Below are 20,435 nucleotides of genomic sequence, written 5' to 3' on the forward strand. Positions count from 1 at the left end.
CCGGCCAGCGCCAGATCGCACTCCCCCCGCCGCAGCGCCATCACCGCCTCGTGCACCGCCACCAGCGACGACGAACACGCCGTGTCCAGCGTCACCGCCGCCCCGCCCAGCCCCAGCACATAGGCGACCCGCCCCGACAGCACGCTCGCCGCCGTCCCGGTGACCACATAGCCCTCGGTCTCGCGGGGTGCGCGGACCGCGTCGGGCATGTAGCCGCCGCCCGTCGCGCCGACGTAGGTCGCGGTGCGGCTGCCCCGCAGGCTCCCCGGCTCGATCCCCGCCCGCTCCAGCGCCTCCCACACCGTCTCCAGCACCACCCGCTGCTGCGGATCCATCGCCAGCGCCTCACGCGGACTCACCCCGAAGAACCCCGCGTCGAACCCGGCGGCTTCCTCCAGGAACGCGCCCCGGCGGGTGGAACTGGTGCCCGGCCGGACGCCCTCGGGGTCGTACAGCCCCTCGACGTCCCACCCCCGGTCGGCGGGGAACTCCGACGTCGCGTCGCCCCCGGCCGCGACGAACTCCCACAGCGGCTCGGGCGCGGTGATCCCCCCGGGGAAGCGGCACCCGATCCCCACGATCGCGATCGGCTCGCGGGCGGCGGCCTCGGCCGCGCGCAGCCGGCGCCGGGACTCGCGCAGGTCGGCGGTGACCCGCTTGAGGTAGTCGAACAGCTTGCGCTCGGTGGTGCTCGGCTCGGTCATCAGGGGACCCCATAACTGCGCGGACGGCGGCGTGCGGTCAGGTGCGGCGGTCGTCGAGTTCGTCGTCTATCAGGGCGAACACCTCGTCGGGCGTGGCGTCCTCCAGCGAGATGTCGGCGGCGGCCCGCGCGGGCGGGTCGGGCTCGCAGGCCCGCAGCAGGGCGCGCAGCCGCTCGGGCACCTTCGAGGCGCGCAGCGCGCCGGGGTCCAGGGCCGGCAGCAGCGCCTCCAGGGCGGTGAGTTCGGCGGCGCCGGGGTGGGCTCCGGCGCCGGGGGCGGGGTCTTCGCCGGGGCCGGCGCCCGCAGCGCGCAGGCCGGCGCGCAGGTGGGCGGCGACCGCCGCCACGGTGGGGTGGTCGAAGGCCAGCGACACCGGCAGCGCCAGCCCGGTGGCGGCGCCGAGGCGGTTGCGCAGCTCCACGGCCATCACCGAGTCCAGGCCGAGGTCGCTGAAGGACCGCGCCTCGTCCACGGCCTCGGCGGCGGCGTGGCCGAGCACCGCTGCGGCGTGCTCGCGCACCAGGGCGCGGGTGAGGCGCTCGCGCTCGGGTGGGGATGCTGCGGCCAGGCGGCGCCGCAGGTCGGCGACCGGGTCGGTACCGGCCGGGGGCGCCGAGCCGACGGCGTCGTGCGCGGCGCGGCGCGCCTCGGGCAGGTCGTCCAGCAGGGTGGTGGGCCGGGCGGCGGTGAAGGCGGTGGTGAACCGCCGCCAGTCCACGTCGGCGACCGCGAACGCGGGCTCGGCGGTCCTGCCGAAGGCGCGGCCGAGGGCGGCGGTGGCGGTCTCCACCGGCATACCGGGCAGGCCGTGGCGGCGCAGCAGGGCGGCGACCCCGCCGCGCTCGGCCAGCCCCGCCCCCGCCGACCACGCGCCCCAGGCGACGGACGCGGCGCACAGCCCGCCGGCGCGGCGGTGGCGGGCGAGCGCGTCGAGGTAGGCGTTGGCGGGCGCGTAGTTGCCCTGCCCGGCCACCCCGAGCGTGCCCGCCACCGAGGAGAACAGCACGAACGCCGACAGGTCGGCCTCGGCGGTCAGGTCGTGCAGGTGCCAGGCGCCGGCGGCCTTGGCCGCCAGCGCGGCGGCGATGCGCGGCCGGTCGAGGTCGGCGAGGGGGGCGTCGTCCAGCGCGGCGGCGGTGTGCACGACGGCGCGCAGCGGGTCGGCGGCGGGGATGCCGGCCAGCAGCCGGGCGAGGTCGGCGCGGTCGGCGACGTCGCAGGCGGCGAGGGTGACGCGGGCGCCCAGCCCGGTCAGCTCGGCGGCGAGGCCGGCGGCCCCGGGCGCGGCGGCGCCCCGGCGCCCGGCCAGCAGCAGGTGCAGCCCGGTCGGGCCGGTGCGGGCCAGCCAGCGGGCGGTGTGGGCGCCCAGCGCGCCGGTGCCGCCGGTGACCAGCACGGTGCCCGGCGGGATCGTGGGCCGGTGCGCGCCGGCCGGGTCGGCGGGTGCGGCGGATTGGGCCGGGGCGCGCACCAGGCGGCGGGCGTGCAGGCCGCGGGGACGCACCGCCAACTGGTCCTCGCCGCCGGGGGCGGTGAGGGCGCGCGCCAGCAGCGCGGCGGTGCGGCGGTCGGGGCGGGGCGGCAGGTCGACCAGGCCGCCCCACAGCGCCGGGTGCTCCTGGGCGGCGACCCGGCCCAGGCCCCACACCAGCGCCTGGGCGGGGGTGCGCAGCGGGTCGCCGGGGCCGGTGGAGACCGCGCCCTCGGTGGCACACCACAGCGGGGCAACTGTTCCGGCCTCCTCGGCGGCGCGCAGGAGGGCGGCGAGCGCGGCGGGGCCGCCGGCGTCGGGCGCGGTGGGCGAGGAGGCGGGGCCGGGCCAGGTGAGCAGGCACAGCACCCCGGCGAGGCGGCCGGCGCCGGCCGCGCCGGCACCACCGACTCCGCCGTCCGTGCCGATCGCGCCCGCTGCGGCGGCGCGCAGGAGCGCGGCCAGGGCGGCGGGGTCGCCCAGCGGGTCGGCCTCGGCCACGGCGGTGGCGGCGCCGGCGGCGGCGAGCGCGTCGGCCCACGCGCGGGCGCCCGGCGCGGCTCCGGGGGGCAGCAGCACCAGCCAGGTGCCGGCGGGGGCGGGCGCGGGCGCGTCGGGCAGGGCGCGCCAGTGCTCGCGGTAGCACAAAGCGTCCACGGCGGCGCGCTCGCGCTGGTCGCGGTGCCAGCGGGCGAGGCCGGGCAGGACGGCGCGCAGGAGGTCGGGCTCGGCGCCGAGGGCGGCGGCGAGGGTGCCGGCGTCGCCGTCGTGCACGGCCGCCCAGAACCGGGCCTCGGCGGGCGCGGGGGCGGGTGCGGCGGTGCCCGCGTCGCCGCCGGCGCGGGCGGGGGGTGCGGGCGGCAGCCAGTAGCGGGTGCGCTGGAAGGCGTAGGTGGGCAGGTCGACCGGTTCGCCGGGGCGGCCGGCGTGGGCGGCGGCCCAGTCGACGGCGGCGCCGTGGCAGTGGGCTTCGGCGAGCGCGGCCGCGAAGCGCGGCCATCCGCCGTCGTCGCGGCGCAGCGAGCCCACGGCGACGGGCCGCCGGGGTCCCGCCGCGCCGCTGCGGGGGCCGGCTCCGGCACCGGGGCCGGGCGCCTCGGCCTCGGCGGCGAGGTGCTCGGCGGTCTCCTCGACGGCCGTGGTGAGCACCGGGTGCGGGCTCATCTCGATGAACAGGCCGTGGTCGGCGGCCGCCAGCGCGCGCACGGCCGGGCCGAAGGCGACCGTCTCGCGCAGGTTGGCGTACCAGTACTCGGCGCCGAGGTCGGCCGCGCCGAGGACGCCGCCGGTGACCGTGGAGTGGACGGGGGTGCGGGGGCGGCGCGGCGTGATGCCGTCGATGGCGCCGAGGAGGTCGGCGCGCAGCGGCTCGACGGCGGCGGAGTGGGAGGCGTAGTCGACGGGGATGCGGCGGGCGCGCAGGCCGGCGCCGGCGCAGTGGTCGAGGAGCCGGTCCAGCGCGGCGGGCGGCCCCGAGACCACGGTGGCGGCGGGGCTGTTGACGGCGGCGACCGCCAGCGGTTCGCCGAGGTCGGCGATGAGCGCGCGGACGCGGTCGGCCGGCAGCGGGACCTGGGCCATCCCGCCGCTGCCGGAGAGGTGGCGCAGGGCGCGGCTGCGGGCGGCGACGATGTGGGCGGCGTCGTCGAGGGTGAGGGCGCCGGCGACGTGGGCGGCGGCGATCTCGCCCTGGGAGTGCCCGATCACCGCGTCGGGGCGCACCCCGCAGGAGCGCCAGAGTTCGGCCAGGGCCACCATCACCGCGAACAGGGCCGGTTGGACGATGTCGGCGCGGTCGAGGGCGGGGGCGGCGGGGTCGCCGCGCAGCACGTCGGCCAGCGGCCAGTCCAGGTGGGGGGCCAGCGCGCGCTCGCAGGCCGCGACCGCCTCGGCGAACACCGGGGAGGCGTCCAGCAGCCCGGCGGCCATCCCGGCCCACTGCGCGCCCTGGCCGGGGAAGACGAACACGGTCTTGCCGGGCGCGTCGGCGCGGCCGCGCACCAGCGTCGGCGCGGGTCGGCCCTCGGCGAGAGCTTGCAGACCGGGGCGGTGGTCGCCGTGGGCGTCGGGCAGTACGGCGGCCCGGTGCTCGAAGTGGGTGCGGGTGGTGGCCAGCGAGAACCCGACATCGTGCGGGGACAGGTCGGGCCGGGCGGCCAGGTGCGCCAGCAGCCGCCGCGCCTGCTCCGCCAGCGCCGCCTCCGAACGCGCGGAAACCGGCCACGGCACCAGGTCGGACACGGGTCCGGGGCCGCGTTCGGTTCCGGCGGGCGCGGCGGCGGTGCCCGAGCGCGGGTGCGGCACGGCGCGGGGGTCGGCGCGGGCGGCGGGTACGGCCGGCTGGGCCGGGTCGGCGAACGCGCGGGGTTGGCGGGCGTCGCGCGGCGGCTGCTCCAGGATGAGGTGGGCGTTGGTACCGCTGATACCGAACGACGACACCGCCCCGATCCGCAGGCCCTCACCGGCCCGCCACCTACGCGGGCCGCCGGTGGCCACGTCCAGGCCGAGGCGGTCCCACTCCACCAGCGGGGACACGCCCTCGGCGGCGCCCACGGCGGCGGGGATCACGCCTCGGCCGACGATTCCGACCAGGTTCACCAGCCCCGCAACCCCGGCCGCCGCCTGGGCGTGGGCGATGTTGGCCTTCACCGACCCCACCACAACGCCGCCCGCGCGCCCGTAGACCGCGCCCAGCGCACCGGCCTCCACCGGGTCGCCCAGCACCGTCCCCGTGCCGTGGCCCTCCACCACGCCCACCGCCGAGGCGTCCACCCCGGCATCCGCCAACGCCGCGCGCAGCACCGCCTCCTGCGCCTGGCCCGAGGGCGCCGCCAACCCGTTACTGGCACCGTCGGAGTTCACCGCGCTGCCCCGCACCACCCCCCACACGCACCGACCCCGCTCCAAAGCGTCACTCAACCGCTCAAGGACGACGATCCCCGCACCCTCACCGAACCCCGTACCGTTAGCCCCCGCCCCATACGAGCGGCACCGCCCGTCCGGCGACAACCCGCCCTGCCGCGCAAACTCCACGAACACCCCGGGCGAGCCCATCACCGTCACCCCTCCGGCCAGCGCCAGATCGCACTCCCCCCGCCGCAGCGCCATCACCGCCTCGTGCACCGCCACCAGCGACGACGAACACGCCGTGTCCAGCGTCACCGCCGCCCCGCCCAGCCCCAGCACATAGGCGACCCGCCCCGACAGCACGCTCGCCGCCGTCCCGGTGACCACATAGCCCTCGGTCTCGCGGGGTGCGCGGACCGCGTCGGGCATGTAGCCGCCGCCCGTCGCGCCGACGTAGGTCGCGGTGCGGCTGCCCCGCAGGCTCCCCGGCTCGATCCCCGCCCGCTCCAGCGCCTCCCACACCGTCTCCAGCACCACCCGCTGCTGCGGATCCATCGCCAGCGCCTCACGCGGACTCACCCCGAAGAACCCCGCGTCGAACCCGGCGGCTTCCTCCAGGAACGCGCCCCGGCCCACCGCGTCCCAGCCCCGGTCCGCCGGGAACTCCGAGGTGCCGTCGCCGCCCGCCTCCACCAGCGCCCACAGCTCCTCGGGCGATCCCACCCCGCCGGGGAACCGGCACCCGATCCCGACGACGGCGACCGGCTCGCTGCGCGACTCGCTGAGCCGCCGGTTGCGCTCCTTGAGCCGCTCGTTCTCCTTGAGCGTGGACCGCAGGGCGGACACGATCCGGTCGGTGTCGTGCGGGCGCGCGTTGGGACCGGGGCGGGGAGTGGTCATGGCGGTCTCCGTGGTCAGGGGGCGTCGGGGTGGTCGTCGGGGTCGCCGAGCGCGAGGTCCACGAGGTCCGCCACGCTCATCGCGTCGATCGCGGCGGCGCCCTCCCCCGGCGGCGGGGGCGGGGCGGGCTCCTCGGCGCGGACGAGGTCGCGCACCAGGGCCGGCAGGCCGGCCTCGCGCAGCCGGTGCAGGGGGATTCCGGCGAGCGCGCGCAGCAGCTCGGCGCGCTCGGGCTCCTCCGCCGCCTGCGGTGCCGGTGCGGTGTCCTCTGCCGGGGGCGCGGCGGCGCGCAGGTCGGGGTCGCGCTCCAGCCGCGCGGCCAGCGCGTCGGGGGTGGGGTGGTCGAACAGGACGGTCGCCGGCAGCCGCAGGCCGGTGGCCGCGTTGAGGCGGTTGCGCAGCTCGACCGCCGTCAGCGAGTCGATCCCGGCCTCGGTGAGCGGGCGGCCGGGCGTGAGCGCGGTGGGTGATGCGTGGCCGAGCACGACGGCGGCGTGGCCGCGCACCAGGTCGAGCAGCACCGCGCGGCGGTCCTCGGCGGGCAGGCCGGACAGCCGCCGCGCCAAAGCCTGGGGACCGGTGCCGGTGGCGGCGGTCGGGCCGGCGGCGCGGTCCCGCGCGCCCGCGTCGGCCGTCTCCCCCGGCGCCCGCGCGGCGGCGGGGCGCCCCGGGGCGGCGCCGCGCCGCTGCCCGCCCCGGTCGGGGGCGCACAGGCGGGCGGGCAGCAGCAGCGGGCGGTCCAGCGCGAGCGCGGCGTCGAACAGGTCCAGCGCCCGGACCGTGGGCATCGGCACGAGCCCGCAGCGCCGCACCCGCGCGGTCCCGGCGGCGCCGAGCCGCCCGGTCAGCCCGCTGCGCTCGGCCCACAGGCCCCACGCCAGCGACGTCGCGGGCAGGCCGCGCGCGCGGCGGTGGTGGGCGAGGCCGTCGAGGAAGGCGTTTGCGGCGGCGTAGTTGGCCTGGCCCGGCGCGCCGAGGACGCCCAGGGCCGAGGAGAACAGCACGAACGCCGCCAGGTCGGCCTCGGCGGTCAGCTCGTGCAGGTGCCAGGCGCCGTCGACCTTGGCGGCCAGCGCCCGGTCCAGGCCCTCGCGGGTCAGCGCGGTGAGGGTGGCGTCGTCCAGCACGCCGGCCGCGTGCACCACCGCCGTCAGCGGCCGGTCGGGCGGGACCGCCGCCAGCAGGGCCGCCACCGCCGCGCGGTCGGCGACGTCGCACGCGCGCACCTCCACCTCGGCGCCCAGCGCGGTCAACTCGGCCATCGCCTCGGCCGCGCCCGGCGCCATGGGGCCGCCGCGCCCGGCCAGCAGCAGCCGCCCGGCGCCGTGCGCGGTGACCAGGTGCCGGGCCAGGCGCACCCCGAGCGTGCCGGTGCCGCCGGTGACCAGCACCGTTCCGGCGGGGTCGAGCGGGCGCGGCGGGATGAGCACGGTCTTGCCCGCCGTGGCGCCCCGCTGGAGGTCGCGCAGCGCCGCCGGGGCGTCGGCGAGGGCGCGCCGGTGCGGGGGCGGCGGCGCGGTGCCGCCCAGGCCGCCGTCTTCGAACAGTGCCAGCACCTCGGCGAGCATCCGGCCGACGTCCTCGGGTGGCAGGTCGGGGAGGCTGTAGGGCAGGTAGCGGCGCCCGGGGTGGGCGGCGGCCACCCGCGCCGGGTCGCGCCGGTCGGTCTTGCCCATCTCCAGGAACCGGCCGCCCTCGGCGAGCAGGCCCAGGGAGGCGTCCACGGCCTCCCCGGCGAGCGCGTTGAGCACCACGTCGACGCCGCGCCCGCCGGTGGCCGCGCGGAAGCGGCCGGCGAACGCGGTGTCGCGGGAGGAGGCGATGTGGTCGTCGTCCAGGCCCATGGCGCGCAGCAGCGGCCATTTGGCGGGCGAGGCGGTGGCGAACACCTCGGCGCCCAGGTGGCGGGCCAGGGCGACGGCGGCGGTGCCCACGCCCCCGGCGGCGGCGTGGACGAGCACGGTCTCGCCGGCGCGCAGGCCGGCGAGGGTGACCAGGCCGTGGTAGGCGGTGAGGTGGACGACGGGCACGGCGGCGGCGCGCTCGAACGACCAGCGCGGGGGGATGCGTACGAGGCGGCGGCGGTCGGCGACGGCGACCGGGCCGAAGGCGGCGTCGAACACACCCAGGACGCGGTCGCCGGGGGCGAGGTCGGCGACGTCGGGCGCGGTCGCGGTGACCACGCCGGCGCCCTCGATGCCCATGCCGGTCTCATCGGGGAGCAGGCCGAGGGCCACGACCACGTCGCGGAAGTTCAGCCCGGCGGCCCGCACGGCGACGCGCACGTGGCCGGGCGGCGGGGGCTCGGCCGCCCAGGGGGCGGGGAGGGGGGCGACGTCGGCGGCGCTGCCTCCGGCCCCGGCCGCCAGGTGCCAGGGGCCGGGCGGGAACGCCAGGGGTGCGGGGGCCGGTGCCACGCGGGGAGTGAGCAGCCGACCGGCGCGCAGCGCCACCTGGGGTTCCCCGGTGGCGACGGCCCGGCGCAGGAGGCGGGGGGAGGGGGTGTGCCCGTCGTCGTCCACCAGGACGAACCGGCCGGGATGCTCGGCCTGCGCACTGCGCAGCAGCCCCCACGCGGGTGCCTGAGCCAGCCCGTCGAGCCGGTCCCGGGGGGTGGCGGCGACCGCCCCCCGGGTGACCAGGACCAGCCGGGAGGCATCGAGCCGGGAGTCGCGCACCCACCACTGCGCGAGGTCAAGCACCCGGCGCGCCACGGCGTGCGCGGCCCGCCGGGGATCGAGGTCGGGCCCGGCACCGCAGTGGACCACCACGGCAGCGGGCGGTGGAAGCCCGCCGTCGAGAGCCAGACGCAGGTCGGCAAGGCCGCGAAAGGCGATGTCGGCGGCGTCGGTCGTGTCGGCACCCTGGTGGAGGCGATCCACTTCGGCGGGGTCGGCGGGTTCGCCGAGGTCAGCGGGCCGGCCACCGTCAACGAAGCCGCCGCGAGGGGCACGGCCGGGGCGGGCATGGTCGGCGGGGACAGCGGGGTCAGCGATCTGGCCGCCCTCGGGTAAGCCGTCACGACGGGGACGGCCGGGGCGGGCACGTTCGGCGTCCTCGGCAACGCCGCCATGACGGGAGCGGCCAGGACCGACAGGATCGGCGCCGTCGACGGGGACGGCGGGGTCGGAGGGCCGGCCTCCCTCGGCCGAGCCGTCGCGACCGGAGCAGGCGGGCGCAGCGGGTTCGGCAGGGCGGCCGTCGGCGGCGAAGCCGCCGCGACGGGAGCGGCCAGCATCGGCAGGCTCGGCGCCCTCGGCGACGCCGCCGCCCAAGGCGAGGGTGGCGGAGCCGTCGTGATGGGGAAGTCCGGAGCGGGCAGGCTCGGCGCCCTCGGCAACGCCGCCGCGACGGGTGCGGCCAGGACCGACAGGATCGGCGCCGTCGACAGGGACAGCGGGGTCGGAGGGCCGGCCTCCCTCGGCCGAGCCGTCGCGACCGGAGCAGGCGGGCGCAGCGGGTTCGGCAGAGCGGCCGTCGGCGGCGAAGCCGCCGCGACGGGAGCGGCCAGCATCGGCAAGCTCGGCGCCCTCGGCGACGCCGCCGCCCAGGACGGAGCCGGCGGAGCCCTGATGATGGAGGCGTCCAGAGTTGGCGCGGTCCCCGGGGCGGGCGCAGTCCGGCGCGTCGGCGGTCATCGTGGCGTCGCCGGGTCCGCCCCACGGTGCGAACCCGGTCACCGCCCTCGCCACGGGGTGCGGCGCGGCCACGACGGCCCAGGGGCCGGACGCGGGCGGCGGGGGGTCCTCCACCTCCCGCCACTCCACGACGTGCAGGTCGGCGGAGGCGGCACCGTCCGGGGCGGCGGGCGGCGGGCGCAGCGTCACCCGCTCGACGGTGGCCACGGGCGCCCCCGAGGGGTCGAGCAGGGTCAGCGCCGCCGCGCTCCCGGCCGGGCCGCCGTCCTGGCGCTCGCGGTCCGCGACGCGGAACAGCACCCGCAGGTCGGTGGCCCCGGCGGCGTGCAGCCGCACCCCACTCCAGACATGCGGCAACCGGGCGCCCTCAGCCGGGTCGGCCAGCAGCAGCGCGTGCAGCGCGGCATCGAGCAGGGCCGGGTGCAGCCCGAAGGCCCCGGCGTCACCGCGCAGCGGCTCGGGCAGCGCCACCTCGGCCGCGAACCCGGAACCGCAGCGCCACAGCGCCGTCAGCCCCCGGAACCCCGGCCCGTACCCGTGCCCGCGCTCCGCCAGCCGCGCATAGCCGTCGGCGAGGTCCACGGACTGCGCACCCGCAGGCGGCCACTCCCCTCCCCCGGTTCCCGAGAAAGGCGGGGCGTCGGGCACGGCGGCGGCGCCGGTGCCCACGGCATCGGCTTCGCCGACGGAGCCGCCACCCGTACGGCGCCGCATCCCGGCCTCGGCGCTCCCCGGCGCGCCGGAGGCGCCGCCGTCGCGGTCCTCCCGTCGACCTCCGGTCCGCCCCCGCCCGGACGCGCCGCCGTCGCTGCCGAGCCCGGCGGCGCCCTGTGCCGGGCTCGCCGCCTTCTCACGACCGGGGAGTCCGCCGACGGCATCCTCGACCGCTGGACGCGACGGGGCAGACGCGTGCCCGGCCGCACCGCCACCCCCATCGCCCCGCGAGCCCTCGGTCGGCCCTTGCCGATTCCCGCCGCCGCCACCGTCGACCGCAGCGGAGCCGCACCCCAAAGCCTCATCTCGGGCGGTAGCCGCCTGGTCGCCGTGCGCCGGGTGCGCCGCCTCTGCGGGTGCGGCGCCTCGGCCGTGCCCCCCGCGCCGACCGCCGGGCGGGGCGCCCTCGGCCCCCGGCGCCTCCGCTTCCGTATCCCGCCCCCCAGGGAAGGCGGTGCCCACGGACGGCCCGGCCTCGGGTCCCACGGCCAGGACGCCCGTGGCGTGGCGCTGCCATGGGTGGGCGGCGTCGTCGGCGTCGGCATCGGGGCGTGAGTGGACGGTGAGGCGGCGGCGGCCGTCCTCGTCGGGTGGCTCCACCGCGACCTGCACGTGGACCGCCGCGCCGCCGTCGTCAGGCCCCGGCAGCTCCAGCGGCTCCTCCAGGACCAGCTCCTCCAGCACCCGGCAGCCCACGTGGTCGCCCGCGCGCACGGCGATCTCGGCGAACGCCGCACCCGGCAGCAGCACCCGGCCGTTGACCGCGTGGTCGGCCAGCCACGGCAGGTCCCGCACCGACACCCGCCCCGTGCACACCGCTCCCCCGCCCTCGGCGAGGTCCACGGCGGCGCCGACGATCGGGTGCCCGGTGCCGCGTTGGCCCAGGTGCGCGGGGTCGGCGGTCTCCTCGGCGGCCGCCAGCCAGTAGCGCCGCCGCTGGAAGGCGTAGGTGGGCAGGCGCACGGCGCCCGCCCGCGCCGCCGCCGGTAGGAACGGGGTCCAGTCGACGTCCGCGCCGCGCACGTGCGCCTGGGCGGCCGAGGTGAGGAACCGGTCGGCGCCCCCGTCGTCGCGGCGCAGCGTGCCCAGGGCCGCGCCCTCGACCCCCGCCTCGGCCAGGCCGTCCTCGACGGCGGCCGTGAGCACGGGGTGCGGCGCGCACTCCACGAACATGCGGTGCCCGGCCCCGGCCAGCGCCCGCACCGCCGCGCCGAAGCGCACGGGTTCGCGCAGGTTGGCGTACCAGTGGCCGGCGTCGAGCGCCGAGCCGTCCACGGGGCCGCCGGTGACCGTGGAGAACAGCGGCACGTCCCCGTCGCGCGGGCTGATCGCGGCCAGGTCGGCGGTGATGCGCTCGCGGGCGGCCGCCACGTGGGGGGTGTGGGAGGCGTAGTCGACGTCGATGGCACGGGCGCGCACCCCCTCGGCCTCGGCGGCCGCGACCAGGCGGGCCACCGCGTCGGGCTCCCCGGCGACGACCGTGGCCGAGGGGCCGTTGACCGCCGCGACGTGCACCGCGCCCGAGCGCACCGCGTCGCGCCGACCGGTGCGCTCGGCGGGCTCGGCGAGGGAGGCCATGGCGCCGCCGCCCACGAGGTCGCGCACGGCGCGGCTGCGCAGGGCCACGACGGCGGCGGCGTCCTCCAGCGACAGCGCGCCCGCCACGCACGCGGCGGCGATCTCGCCCTGGGAGTGCCCCACGGCGGCCGCCGGGACCACGCCCACCGACCGCCACACGTGCGCCAGCCCCACCATGACCGCCCACAGGACCGGCTGCACGACGTCGACCCGCTCCAGCCCGGGGGCGTCGGGGCGGCCCTCCAGCACCGCTGTCAGCGACCAGTCGACGTGGGGGGCCAGCGCCCGTTCGCACTCGGCGACGCATGCGCGGAAGGCGGCGGAGCCGCGCAGCAGGTCGCGGCCCATGCCGGGCCACTGGGAGCCCTGGCCGGGGAAGACGAGGACGGGCCGGGCCGGAAGGTCGGCGCGGCCCCGGACGAGCCGCGCGTCGCCGTCTTCGTCGCGGGCGAGGGCGGCCAGTCCGCCGAGGAAGTCGTCGCGCCCCCGACCGAGGAGCACCGCCCGGTGCGCGAAGCGCGCACGGCCGGTGGCAAGCGCATGCCCGACGTCCACCGCCCGCGCGTCGGGATCCGCCAGCACAGCGGCCCGCAACCGGACGGCCTGGTCCCGCACCGCCTCGGGCGCAGCGGCGGAGACCACCCAGGGCACCAGGTCGGTCGAGAAGGCCACCGGATGCGCGGGGGCGGGGGCGGCGCCGCTGCGGGTTTCGGACGCGCCTGTGGCGGCGTCCGCCGGGGTCTCATCGGCGCCCGCTGTGCGGATGGACGCCACCGAGCTTGGCCGCTCCGCCTCAAGCGCTCCGATCCGGCCGCCGATCTCCCACGCGCGGTCCCGGCCCCGGTCCGCGTGCGGGGCGGCCGTCAGCGTCCCGGCGCTCTCGCCGCCGGCGGACCGCCCGCCTTTCCCCGCTGTGCCACGCGGCCCGGCGCTTGCCGACTCGCAAGCCGCAGAGGCACCGGCCGCACCGGATCCCTCGACTGTCGCGGCGGAAGAGCCGTTGCGCGGGGTCGTGTGCGGCCTCCTTCCGGCGGGTGAGGGCGAGGTGGTGATGCGGGCGGCGGAAGTGGGGTCGTGCGGGTCGCCGGCCGGGAAGTCCCGGGTGTGGGCGGCGGGGGGCTGCTCCAGGATCAGGTGGGCGTTGGTGCCGCTGATACCGAACGACGACACCGCGCCGACCCGGGTTCCGGACACGCCGCTCCACTGACGCGGGCCGCCGGTGACCACGCCCAGGCCCGCACGGTCCCAGTCGACGAGCGGTGACAGCCCCCGCTCCGCGCCGGGCAGGGCCGGTATGACGCCTCGGCCGACGATTCCGACCAGGTTGACCAGCCCCGCAACCCCGGCCGCCGCCTGGGCGTGGGCGATGTTGGCCTTCACCGACCCCACCACAACCCCGCCCGCGCGCCCGTAGACCGCACCTAGCGCACCGGCCTCCACCGGGTCGCCCAGCACCGTCCCCGTGCCGTGGCCCTCCACCACGCCGACGGCCGAGGCGTCCACCCCGGCGTCAGCCAGCGCCGCACGCAGCACCGCCTCCTGCGCACGCCCCGAGGGCGCCGCCAAACCGTTGCTCGCGCCGTCCGAATTCACCGCGCTGCCCCGCACCACCCCCCACACACTCCGGCCCCGCCGCACGGCGTCACTCAGGCGCTCCAGCACCACGATCCCCGCGCCCTCGCCCCAGGCGGTGCCGTCGGCGGCGGCCGTGTACGGCTTGCAGCGGCCGTCCGGCGCGAGCCCGCCCTGGGCACTGAACTCGGTGAACATGCCCGGCGCGGCCATCACCGCGACCCCGCCCGCCAGCGCCAGGTCGCACTCCCCGCGCCGGAGCGCCTGCACCGCCTGGTGCACCGCGACCAGCGACGAGGAGCACGCGGTGTCGACGGTGACAGACGGCCCATTGAGCCCGAGCACGTAGGAGATGCGCCCCGACACCACGCTCACGGTGGTACCGGTGAGCAGGTGGCCCGCCGCGTTGCGGGCCGCCGGGGAGTGCATGCGCGGGCCGTAGTCCTGCGCCGTCGCGCCGACGAACACGCCCACCCGGCCGCCGCGCAGCGCCCCGGGGTCGACGCCCGCCCGCTCCAGGGCCTCCCACGCGGTCTCCAGCGCCAGCCGCTGCTGCGGGTCCATGGCCAGCGCCTCGCGCGGGCTCAGCCCGAAGAACCCGGCGTCGAACAGGTCGGCGTCGTGCAGGAACCCGCCCCGGCCCACCGCCGAGCGCACCGGCCGCTCCGGCCCCTCGTCGCCGCCCGGTCCCCGGCCGAGCAGGGCGGCGATGTCCCAGCCCCGGTTCGCCGGGAACTCCGACGTGCCGTCGCCCTGCGCCTCCGCCAGCCGCCACAGCTCCTCGGGCGACGCCACGCCGCCGGGGAACCGGCACCCGATGCCCACGATCGCCACCGGGTCCGGGCCGGGGCCGGGGCGCGCCGGCTTCGGCGCGGTGGCCCGTGCCGACGAGCCTCCCGCGCCGCCACCGCCGCCACCGCCGTCCCGCAGCCGCTCCACCAGCAGGTCGGGCGTTGGCGCGTCGAACACCAGGGTGGCGGGCAGCGACCGCGCCAGCGCCTCGCCGAGCCGGTCGCGTAGTTCCACCGCCATCACGGAGTCGAACCCCATGTCGTGGAAGCTGCGCCCGGTGTCGACGGCGTCGGCCGACTCGTACCCCAGGATCTCGGCGGTCTGGGACAGCACGAGTTCCCGCAACCGCCGCCGCGCCGCCGCCCCGGCGGCCCCGCTAGAGACACCGTCCGAGCCGACCGCGTTGACCGCCCCGACCGCGCCCGCCCGGCCCTCTACAGCGTGCTCCCCCGCCGAGGCGTCCGGCCCCGCCGTCCCGGCGATGCTCACAGGCGTACCCACGCCGTGGTCCGCGACCGCCGGCCCCGCCGCCGCTCCCCTCGTCCCCCGCGCCGCCGCCTCGGCCCCCTCCTTGCCGGCGGCTCCCTCCTCCTCTGCGGCCAGGGGGAAGGAGCGGTACCGCCACGCGTACGTCGGCAGGTCCACCCGTTCGCCGTCGGTGCCCGGCACCGCGCGCCAGGACAAGTCCACTCCCGCCGTGTACAGCCCCGCCGCGTACTCCGCCGCCGCGCGCTCCTCCGTCTCCGCGCGCGGCCCCGGGACGAACGCCGCGCCCCGCCCGTCCGGGGCCGCCTCCAGGACCGTGCGGGCCAGGGCCGTCAGCGTGCCGCCCGGTCCCAGCTCGCAGAACACCGCCGCCCCGCGCGCCCGCAGGGCCGACACGCAGTCGGCGAAGCGCACCGGCTCCCGCGCCTGGCGCGCCCAGTGGTCGGGTGCGCCCAGCTCCGCCGCCCCCGCGACCTCCCCCGTCAGCCCCGACACCAGCAGCGGCCCCTCCCCCGGACCCACCGCCAGCCCCTCCGCCGCCGCGCGCAGCCCCGCCATCGCGGGCTCCACCAGCGGCGAGTGGAACGCGTGGCTCACCGCGAGCCGCCGCGTGCGCCGCCCCCGCGCGGCCAGGACGCGCGCCACCTCCTCGACCGCCGCCGCCTCCCCCGACACCACCACCGCCTGCGGCCCGTTGACCGCCGCCAGCGCCACCCGGTCGGGTGCCGCCGCCACCAGCTCGCCGACCTCCTGTGCCGACGCCCCAACCGCCGCCATCGCCCCGCCCTCCGGCAGGGCGTCCAGCAGCCGCGCCCGCGCCGCCACCAGCGCGCAGGCGTCGGCCAGCCCCAGCAGCCCGGCCGCGTGCGCCGCGCTGATCTCGCCGACCGAGTGCCCCGCCACCAGCGCCGGGCGCACCCCCCACGACTCCACCAGCCGGTACAGCGCCACCTCCACCGCGAACAGCGCGGGCTGGGTGAACCCGGTGCGGTGCAGCAACGCCGCCTCCGCCGTGCCCTCGGCCGCCCACAGCACCTCACGCAGCGGACGCGGCAGCAGCGGGTCCAGCTCCGCGCACACCGCGTCGAAGGCGGCGGCGAACGCCGGCGCCTCGGCGTGCAGGCGCCGCCCCATCCCCGCGTACTGGGTGCCCTGCCCGGGGAACAGCACGGCCACCGGTCCCGCGACCGCCCGGCCGCGCCGCACACCGGGCGCCCGCGCGCTCCGCTCGACGGCGGCGAGCCCGGTCAGCAGCTCCGCACGCCCTTCGGCCACCACCCCGGCGCGGTGGGCCAGGGGCGTGCGCGTGGCGGCCAGCGAGAACGCGAGGTCGCCGGGCCGCAGCCCCGGGCGCTCCGCCACGTGCCCGCGCAGCCGACCCGCCTGGGCGGCCAGCGCCTCCGCGCTCGCCGCCGAGATCACGAACGCCCGGTGCCGGCCGTCCCACGCGGACTCGGGTTCCGGGGCAGCCGGGCGGGCGCCGCGCGCGGGCGCCCCCTCACCGACCTCCCCCTCCCCGACCTGCGCCTCGCCTGGCTTCTCCTCGCCTGCCTCCTCCGACTTCCACCACGGCGCCGCGACGATGACGTGGCAGTCGGTGCCGCCCATGCCGAACGACGACACCCCCGCCACCGGCGGCCGCCCCGGGTGCGGCCAGGGCTCGGCCGCCACCTGCACCCGCAGGCCCAGCTCGGCCAGCGGGACGCGCGGGTGCGGCGCGGCGAAGTTGAGGCTGGGCACCAGTTCCCCGTGCGCCACCCCCAGCACCGCTTTGAGCAGCCCCGCGATCCCGGCGGCCGCGCCGAGGTGGCCGATGTTGGTCTTGACCGACCCCACCCGCAGCGGGTCGTCCGCCTCGCCCGGGTCTCCCACTGCCCGCGCCGCCCCCATGACCTCGCCCAGCGCCGCCGCCTCCACCGGGTCGCCGGCGCGCGTGCCCGTGCCGTGCAGCTCCACGTAGTCCACCCGACCGGGCGCCAGCCCCGCGTCGCGCAGCGCCCCCCGGATCGCCTCGGCCTGGCCCGCGCGCCCGGGCGCCGCCAGCCCCTCGGTGGCGCCGTCGTGGGCGACCGCGCCGCCCAGCAGCACCGCGTGCACCCGGTCGCCGTCGCGCCGGGCGTCGGCCAGCCGCTTGAGCAGCACCACCGCTGCGCCCTCGCCGCGCGCGTACCCGTTGGCGCGGGCGTCGAAGGTGAAGCACCGGTCGTCGGGCGAGAGCGCCCCGAACAGCTCCTCGCGGCGCGCCGCCGCCGAGGTCAGGTTGAGGTGCACACCTCCGGCCAGCGCCGCGTCGGTCTCGCCCCGGCGCAGGCTCGCCATGGCCAGGTGCACCGCCACCAGCGACGACGACTGCCCGGTGTCGACGGTGATGCTGGGCCCGCGCAGGTCCAGCGCGTGGGACACCCGGTTGGCGACGACCCCCCGGCCGCACCCGGTGAGCGTGCGGCGGGTGGTCCCCCCGGGCGGTTCGGGGGCGTCGCCCATCGTGCCGGCGAACACGCCGGTGCGGCTGCCGCGCAGGGTTTGCGGGGCGATCCGCGCGTCCTCGACCGCCTCCCAGGCCAGGTGCAGCAGCAGCCGCTGGCGCGGGTCCATGGCCGCGGCCTCGACGGGGGCGACGCCGAACGGCTCGGGGTCGAACGCGTCGGCCGCCACGAACCCGCCGTGGTGCCCGCCCGCGCCCGCCGCGCGCCCCGGCGGCGGCGCCGTGATGGCGTCGCGCCCCTCGGCCAGCAGCCGGCGCAGCGCCTGCGGGTGGTCCGCGCCGGGCAGGCGGCAGGCCATGCCCACCACCGCGATCACCGCGGTGTCCCGCGCGCCCTCCGCACGGCGCTGCGCCATGTCACCCCACCCCGCCCATGGTCGGTCGACCGCGCCGCCCGCGGCGGCGCGCCGTGAATTCCTCTTTTCCGCCACCGGATGCGCCGGGAACGCCGCAATTTCGTCCCCGGAATGGCCTCGTCCGCGTCAGCGCGCGGTTACGGCCGGTGGCGCGGCGCTCGGTCAGCCGCGGCCGGCGCGGCCCCGCGCGCGGGCTGCCGCCCCGCCGCGCGTGCGCCCGTGGCGGGCCGGGCACCCCTCGGGGGGAATGCGTCGGGCGGGCTGGTCAGCGTAACGCGCGTCCTGTGCCATATCAGGCCCCGGAGGTAGAGAAGGGGGATCTTGCCGAGCAGCCGCCAAAAGGGATGTTCGCCCCAATGGAAACATGTGTCGCTTTGGCGGCAACAACACAGAGATCGTAACTCCCACCTATAAGCAGAGCAATAGCATTGCGAAATTCACCGGAGGCGAAGATCGTTTTCCGCATTTCTCGCGGAAATCACCCGCCGAGGGAGTAACCAGTGGTACACGAGAGCCGTCCGGCCCGGTTTCCCCGCGTGGGGAGACCGGGCCGGACGGCGTGGTGACGGTGTTTCGGCTGCGCGCTATCGGTGCTTGTTGGCCGCCGCAACCTGGGCGATGTAGGCGCGGGCCTTCACCGGGTCGTACAGCCAGTTCTGGTAGTCCGGCGGGTAGTCCCACCCCTGGATCCAGCGGTCGCCGATCTCCGGGTAGGCCGTGGCGCCGGCCAGCATCTCCGTGAAGTGCTCGGGCAGCGGCTGCTCCCACAGCCCGGAGTTCATCGCCGCCCAGTGCTGCACGGGCAGGCCGTACTCCCAGAACCGCTCGAACGCGTCGGTGAGGAACTTGGCGTCGAAGGGCCGGTCGCCGTGCTCCACGATGCTGGCCAGGTAGCTGCGGGCGCACCGGGTGGAGTGGTTCCAGCCCTGCCCCACGAACGGGTCCATCGTGATCACCACATCGGCGATCCCCAGCACCAGCCCGCCCGAGGGCAGCACGCCCACCGGGTTGCGCACCTGCGGGGTCAGGTGCTCCACCAGCGTGCTGTTGCCGTCGACCAGCGAGGCGTCGCGCACCCGCTCGTAGTAGTCGGGCGCGTACTTGCTGAGCAGGTCGCGCATCCGCCGCCACTGCTCCTCGGGGCGCGGCCGGTCGGGCCAGGCGTCCATCGGGCCGCCGCGCTTGTCGCCGAGGAACAGCGAGTGGCAGGGGCCCTCGGAGGTCAGGAACGGCGTCAGGATCATGTTGCCGGCCTCGGCGGTGGAGGCCGCCCAGCCGATGGTCTCGTCCTCGCCGGGGTCGGCCGCCACGTCGTAGATGTTGGCCTGGGCCACCACGCGCGGGCGCGCCCCGGTGAACCGCCCGGGGTCGGGGTCGAACAGCGCGCCCAGCTCACCGTGGCCCACGGCGACCACGATGAGGTCGAACATCCGGGAGAAGTAGTCGAGGTCGCTGAGGGTGACCCCGTGGATGACCACCTTGCCGCCGGAGTCCTCGAAGTACTCCAGCCAGTCCGCCATCTTCACCCGCCGGTCGATGGAGACCGTGTACTGGTCGGCCCGGCCGGTGCGCCCGGTGAGCTGGATGGGCGGGTCGCCGCCCGGCGGGTAGAGGTGGATCTTGAACTTCTCCACCTGGGGCGCCTGCGCGCTCCAGAAGTCCAGGTGCAGCTCGCGCTCGTACTCCAGCGCGGTGGGGAAGGTGAGCTGCGTGACGGCGGGCCGGCCGGTGCGGATCTCGATGGAGGTCTGCCCGGTGATGACCGTGACGTCGTATCCGTGGTTGAGCAGCCCGTGGGCCAGGTGGAGGCCCGAGTGCCCCGCGCCGACGATGAGGATCTTGCGCATCTAAAGTTTTCCTTCTCGGGAGTGGGCGGGAGGGACCGCCGGGGCGCCCGCCCTCGCGGTGGTCACCCCACGGGCGCGGCGGCGGCGTTGGTCGACAGGGCGTAGCGCAGCAGCGTCTTGAGCACGGTGCCCCCCGAGGACCGGTCGCGCGCGTCGAAGTCGAGGATCGGCACGCTGGGGCTGACCTCCAGCGCCTCGCGCACCTGCTCGGTGGTGTACTCCAACTGGCCGTCGAACCGGTTGAGGGCCACGATGTAGGGGATGCGCCGGTTGGTCTCGAAGTAGTCGACCGCCTCGAAGCTCTCGGCCAGCCGGCGGCAGTCAACCACCACGACCGCGCCCACGGCGCCGCGCACCAGGTCGTCCCACATGAACCAGAACCGGGTCTGGCCGGGCGTGCCGAACATGTACATGATGAGCTGCTGGTCGACCGTGATCCGGCCGAAGTCCATGGCCACCGTCGTGGTGACCTTGTGGGGGGTGGCCGAGATGTCGTCGTGCCCGATGCTCGCCTCGGTCATGACGGCCTCGGTGGTCACCGCCGGGATCTCCGAGACCGAGCCCACCAGCGTGGTCTTGCCCGCTCCGAATCCTCCGGCGATGACGATCTTGGTCGACATCTTGGTCGGGATGTCACTGGAATAGTCGTTCGAGACCACGGAGCGCCCTCTCCAGTACCTGGTTCTCAGACGGGCTGTTGCCCGTGATGGTCGGGTGGATGTAGACGAGACCCAGCTCCGCGAGGTCGCTCAGCAGGACCTGGGCCACCCCCAGCGGGATCTTGAGTTCGGCGGAGACCTCGGCCACCGAGCGCGTCTCCCGGCACAGCACGTAGATGCGCTGCGACTCCGGCATCAGCTTGGCGGGCGGATCGTTGCTGGGATCCGCGGTCGAGACGAGCGTCTGCACCATGAGCGGGTGGCGCGACCGGGTCCGCCCGCCCGTGAAGGTGTAGGGGCGGATGCGCGAACCCCTGCGCTTGCGGTAGCTCATAACTGTGGCAACCTCTTCATGATTCAGCTCCAGCCTGGACGGCCGCCGGCGC

6 protein-coding genes are annotated in these 20,435 nt (G+C 78.0%); all 6 read right to left on the bottom strand.

Annotated elements, in window-relative coordinates:
* Positions 1–704 (bottom strand): beta-ketoacyl [acyl carrier protein] synthase domain-containing protein (locus tag LG943_RS05190; protein ID WP_270071025.1); only part of this gene is annotated, 704 nt, incomplete at its 3' end.
* 37 nt (positions 705–741) lie between these two features.
* Positions 742–5,922, bottom strand: a complete 5,181-nt coding sequence (locus LG943_RS05195; protein WP_270071026.1) for a type I polyketide synthase — start codon at positions 5,920–5,922, stop codon at positions 742–744.
* Positions 5,923–5,936: 14 nt separating this feature from the next.
* The gene (locus LG943_RS05200; RefSeq protein ID WP_270071027.1) at positions 5,937–17,543 is read right to left on the bottom strand and encodes a type I polyketide synthase; all 11,607 of its coding nucleotides are present in this window, start codon (positions 17,541–17,543) and stop codon (positions 5,937–5,939) included.
* A 584-nt stretch (positions 17,544–18,127) separates the two neighbouring features.
* Positions 18,128–19,390 carry a styrene monooxygenase/indole monooxygenase family protein gene (locus LG943_RS05205; protein ID WP_270071028.1) on the bottom strand — a complete coding sequence of 421 codons (1,263 nt, stop codon included), beginning with the start codon at positions 19,388–19,390 and terminating at the stop codon, positions 18,128–18,130.
* A 62-nt stretch (positions 19,391–19,452) separates the two neighbouring features.
* Complete coding sequence (locus LG943_RS05210; protein WP_270071029.1) at positions 19,453–20,010, bottom strand: GTP-binding protein; 558 nt, start codon at positions 20,008–20,010, stop codon at positions 19,453–19,455.
* A 13-nt stretch (positions 20,011–20,023) separates the two neighbouring features.
* Positions 20,024–20,383, bottom strand: coding sequence for a DUF742 domain-containing protein (locus LG943_RS05215; protein WP_179770277.1), 360 nt, complete (start codon positions 20,381–20,383; stop codon positions 20,024–20,026).
* Positions 20,384–20,435: the final 52 nt, after the last annotated feature.

This window comes from Streptomonospora mangrovi (assembly GCF_027604915.1).
GTDB lineage: Bacteria > Actinomycetota > Actinomycetes > Streptosporangiales > Streptosporangiaceae > Streptomonospora > Streptomonospora mangrovi.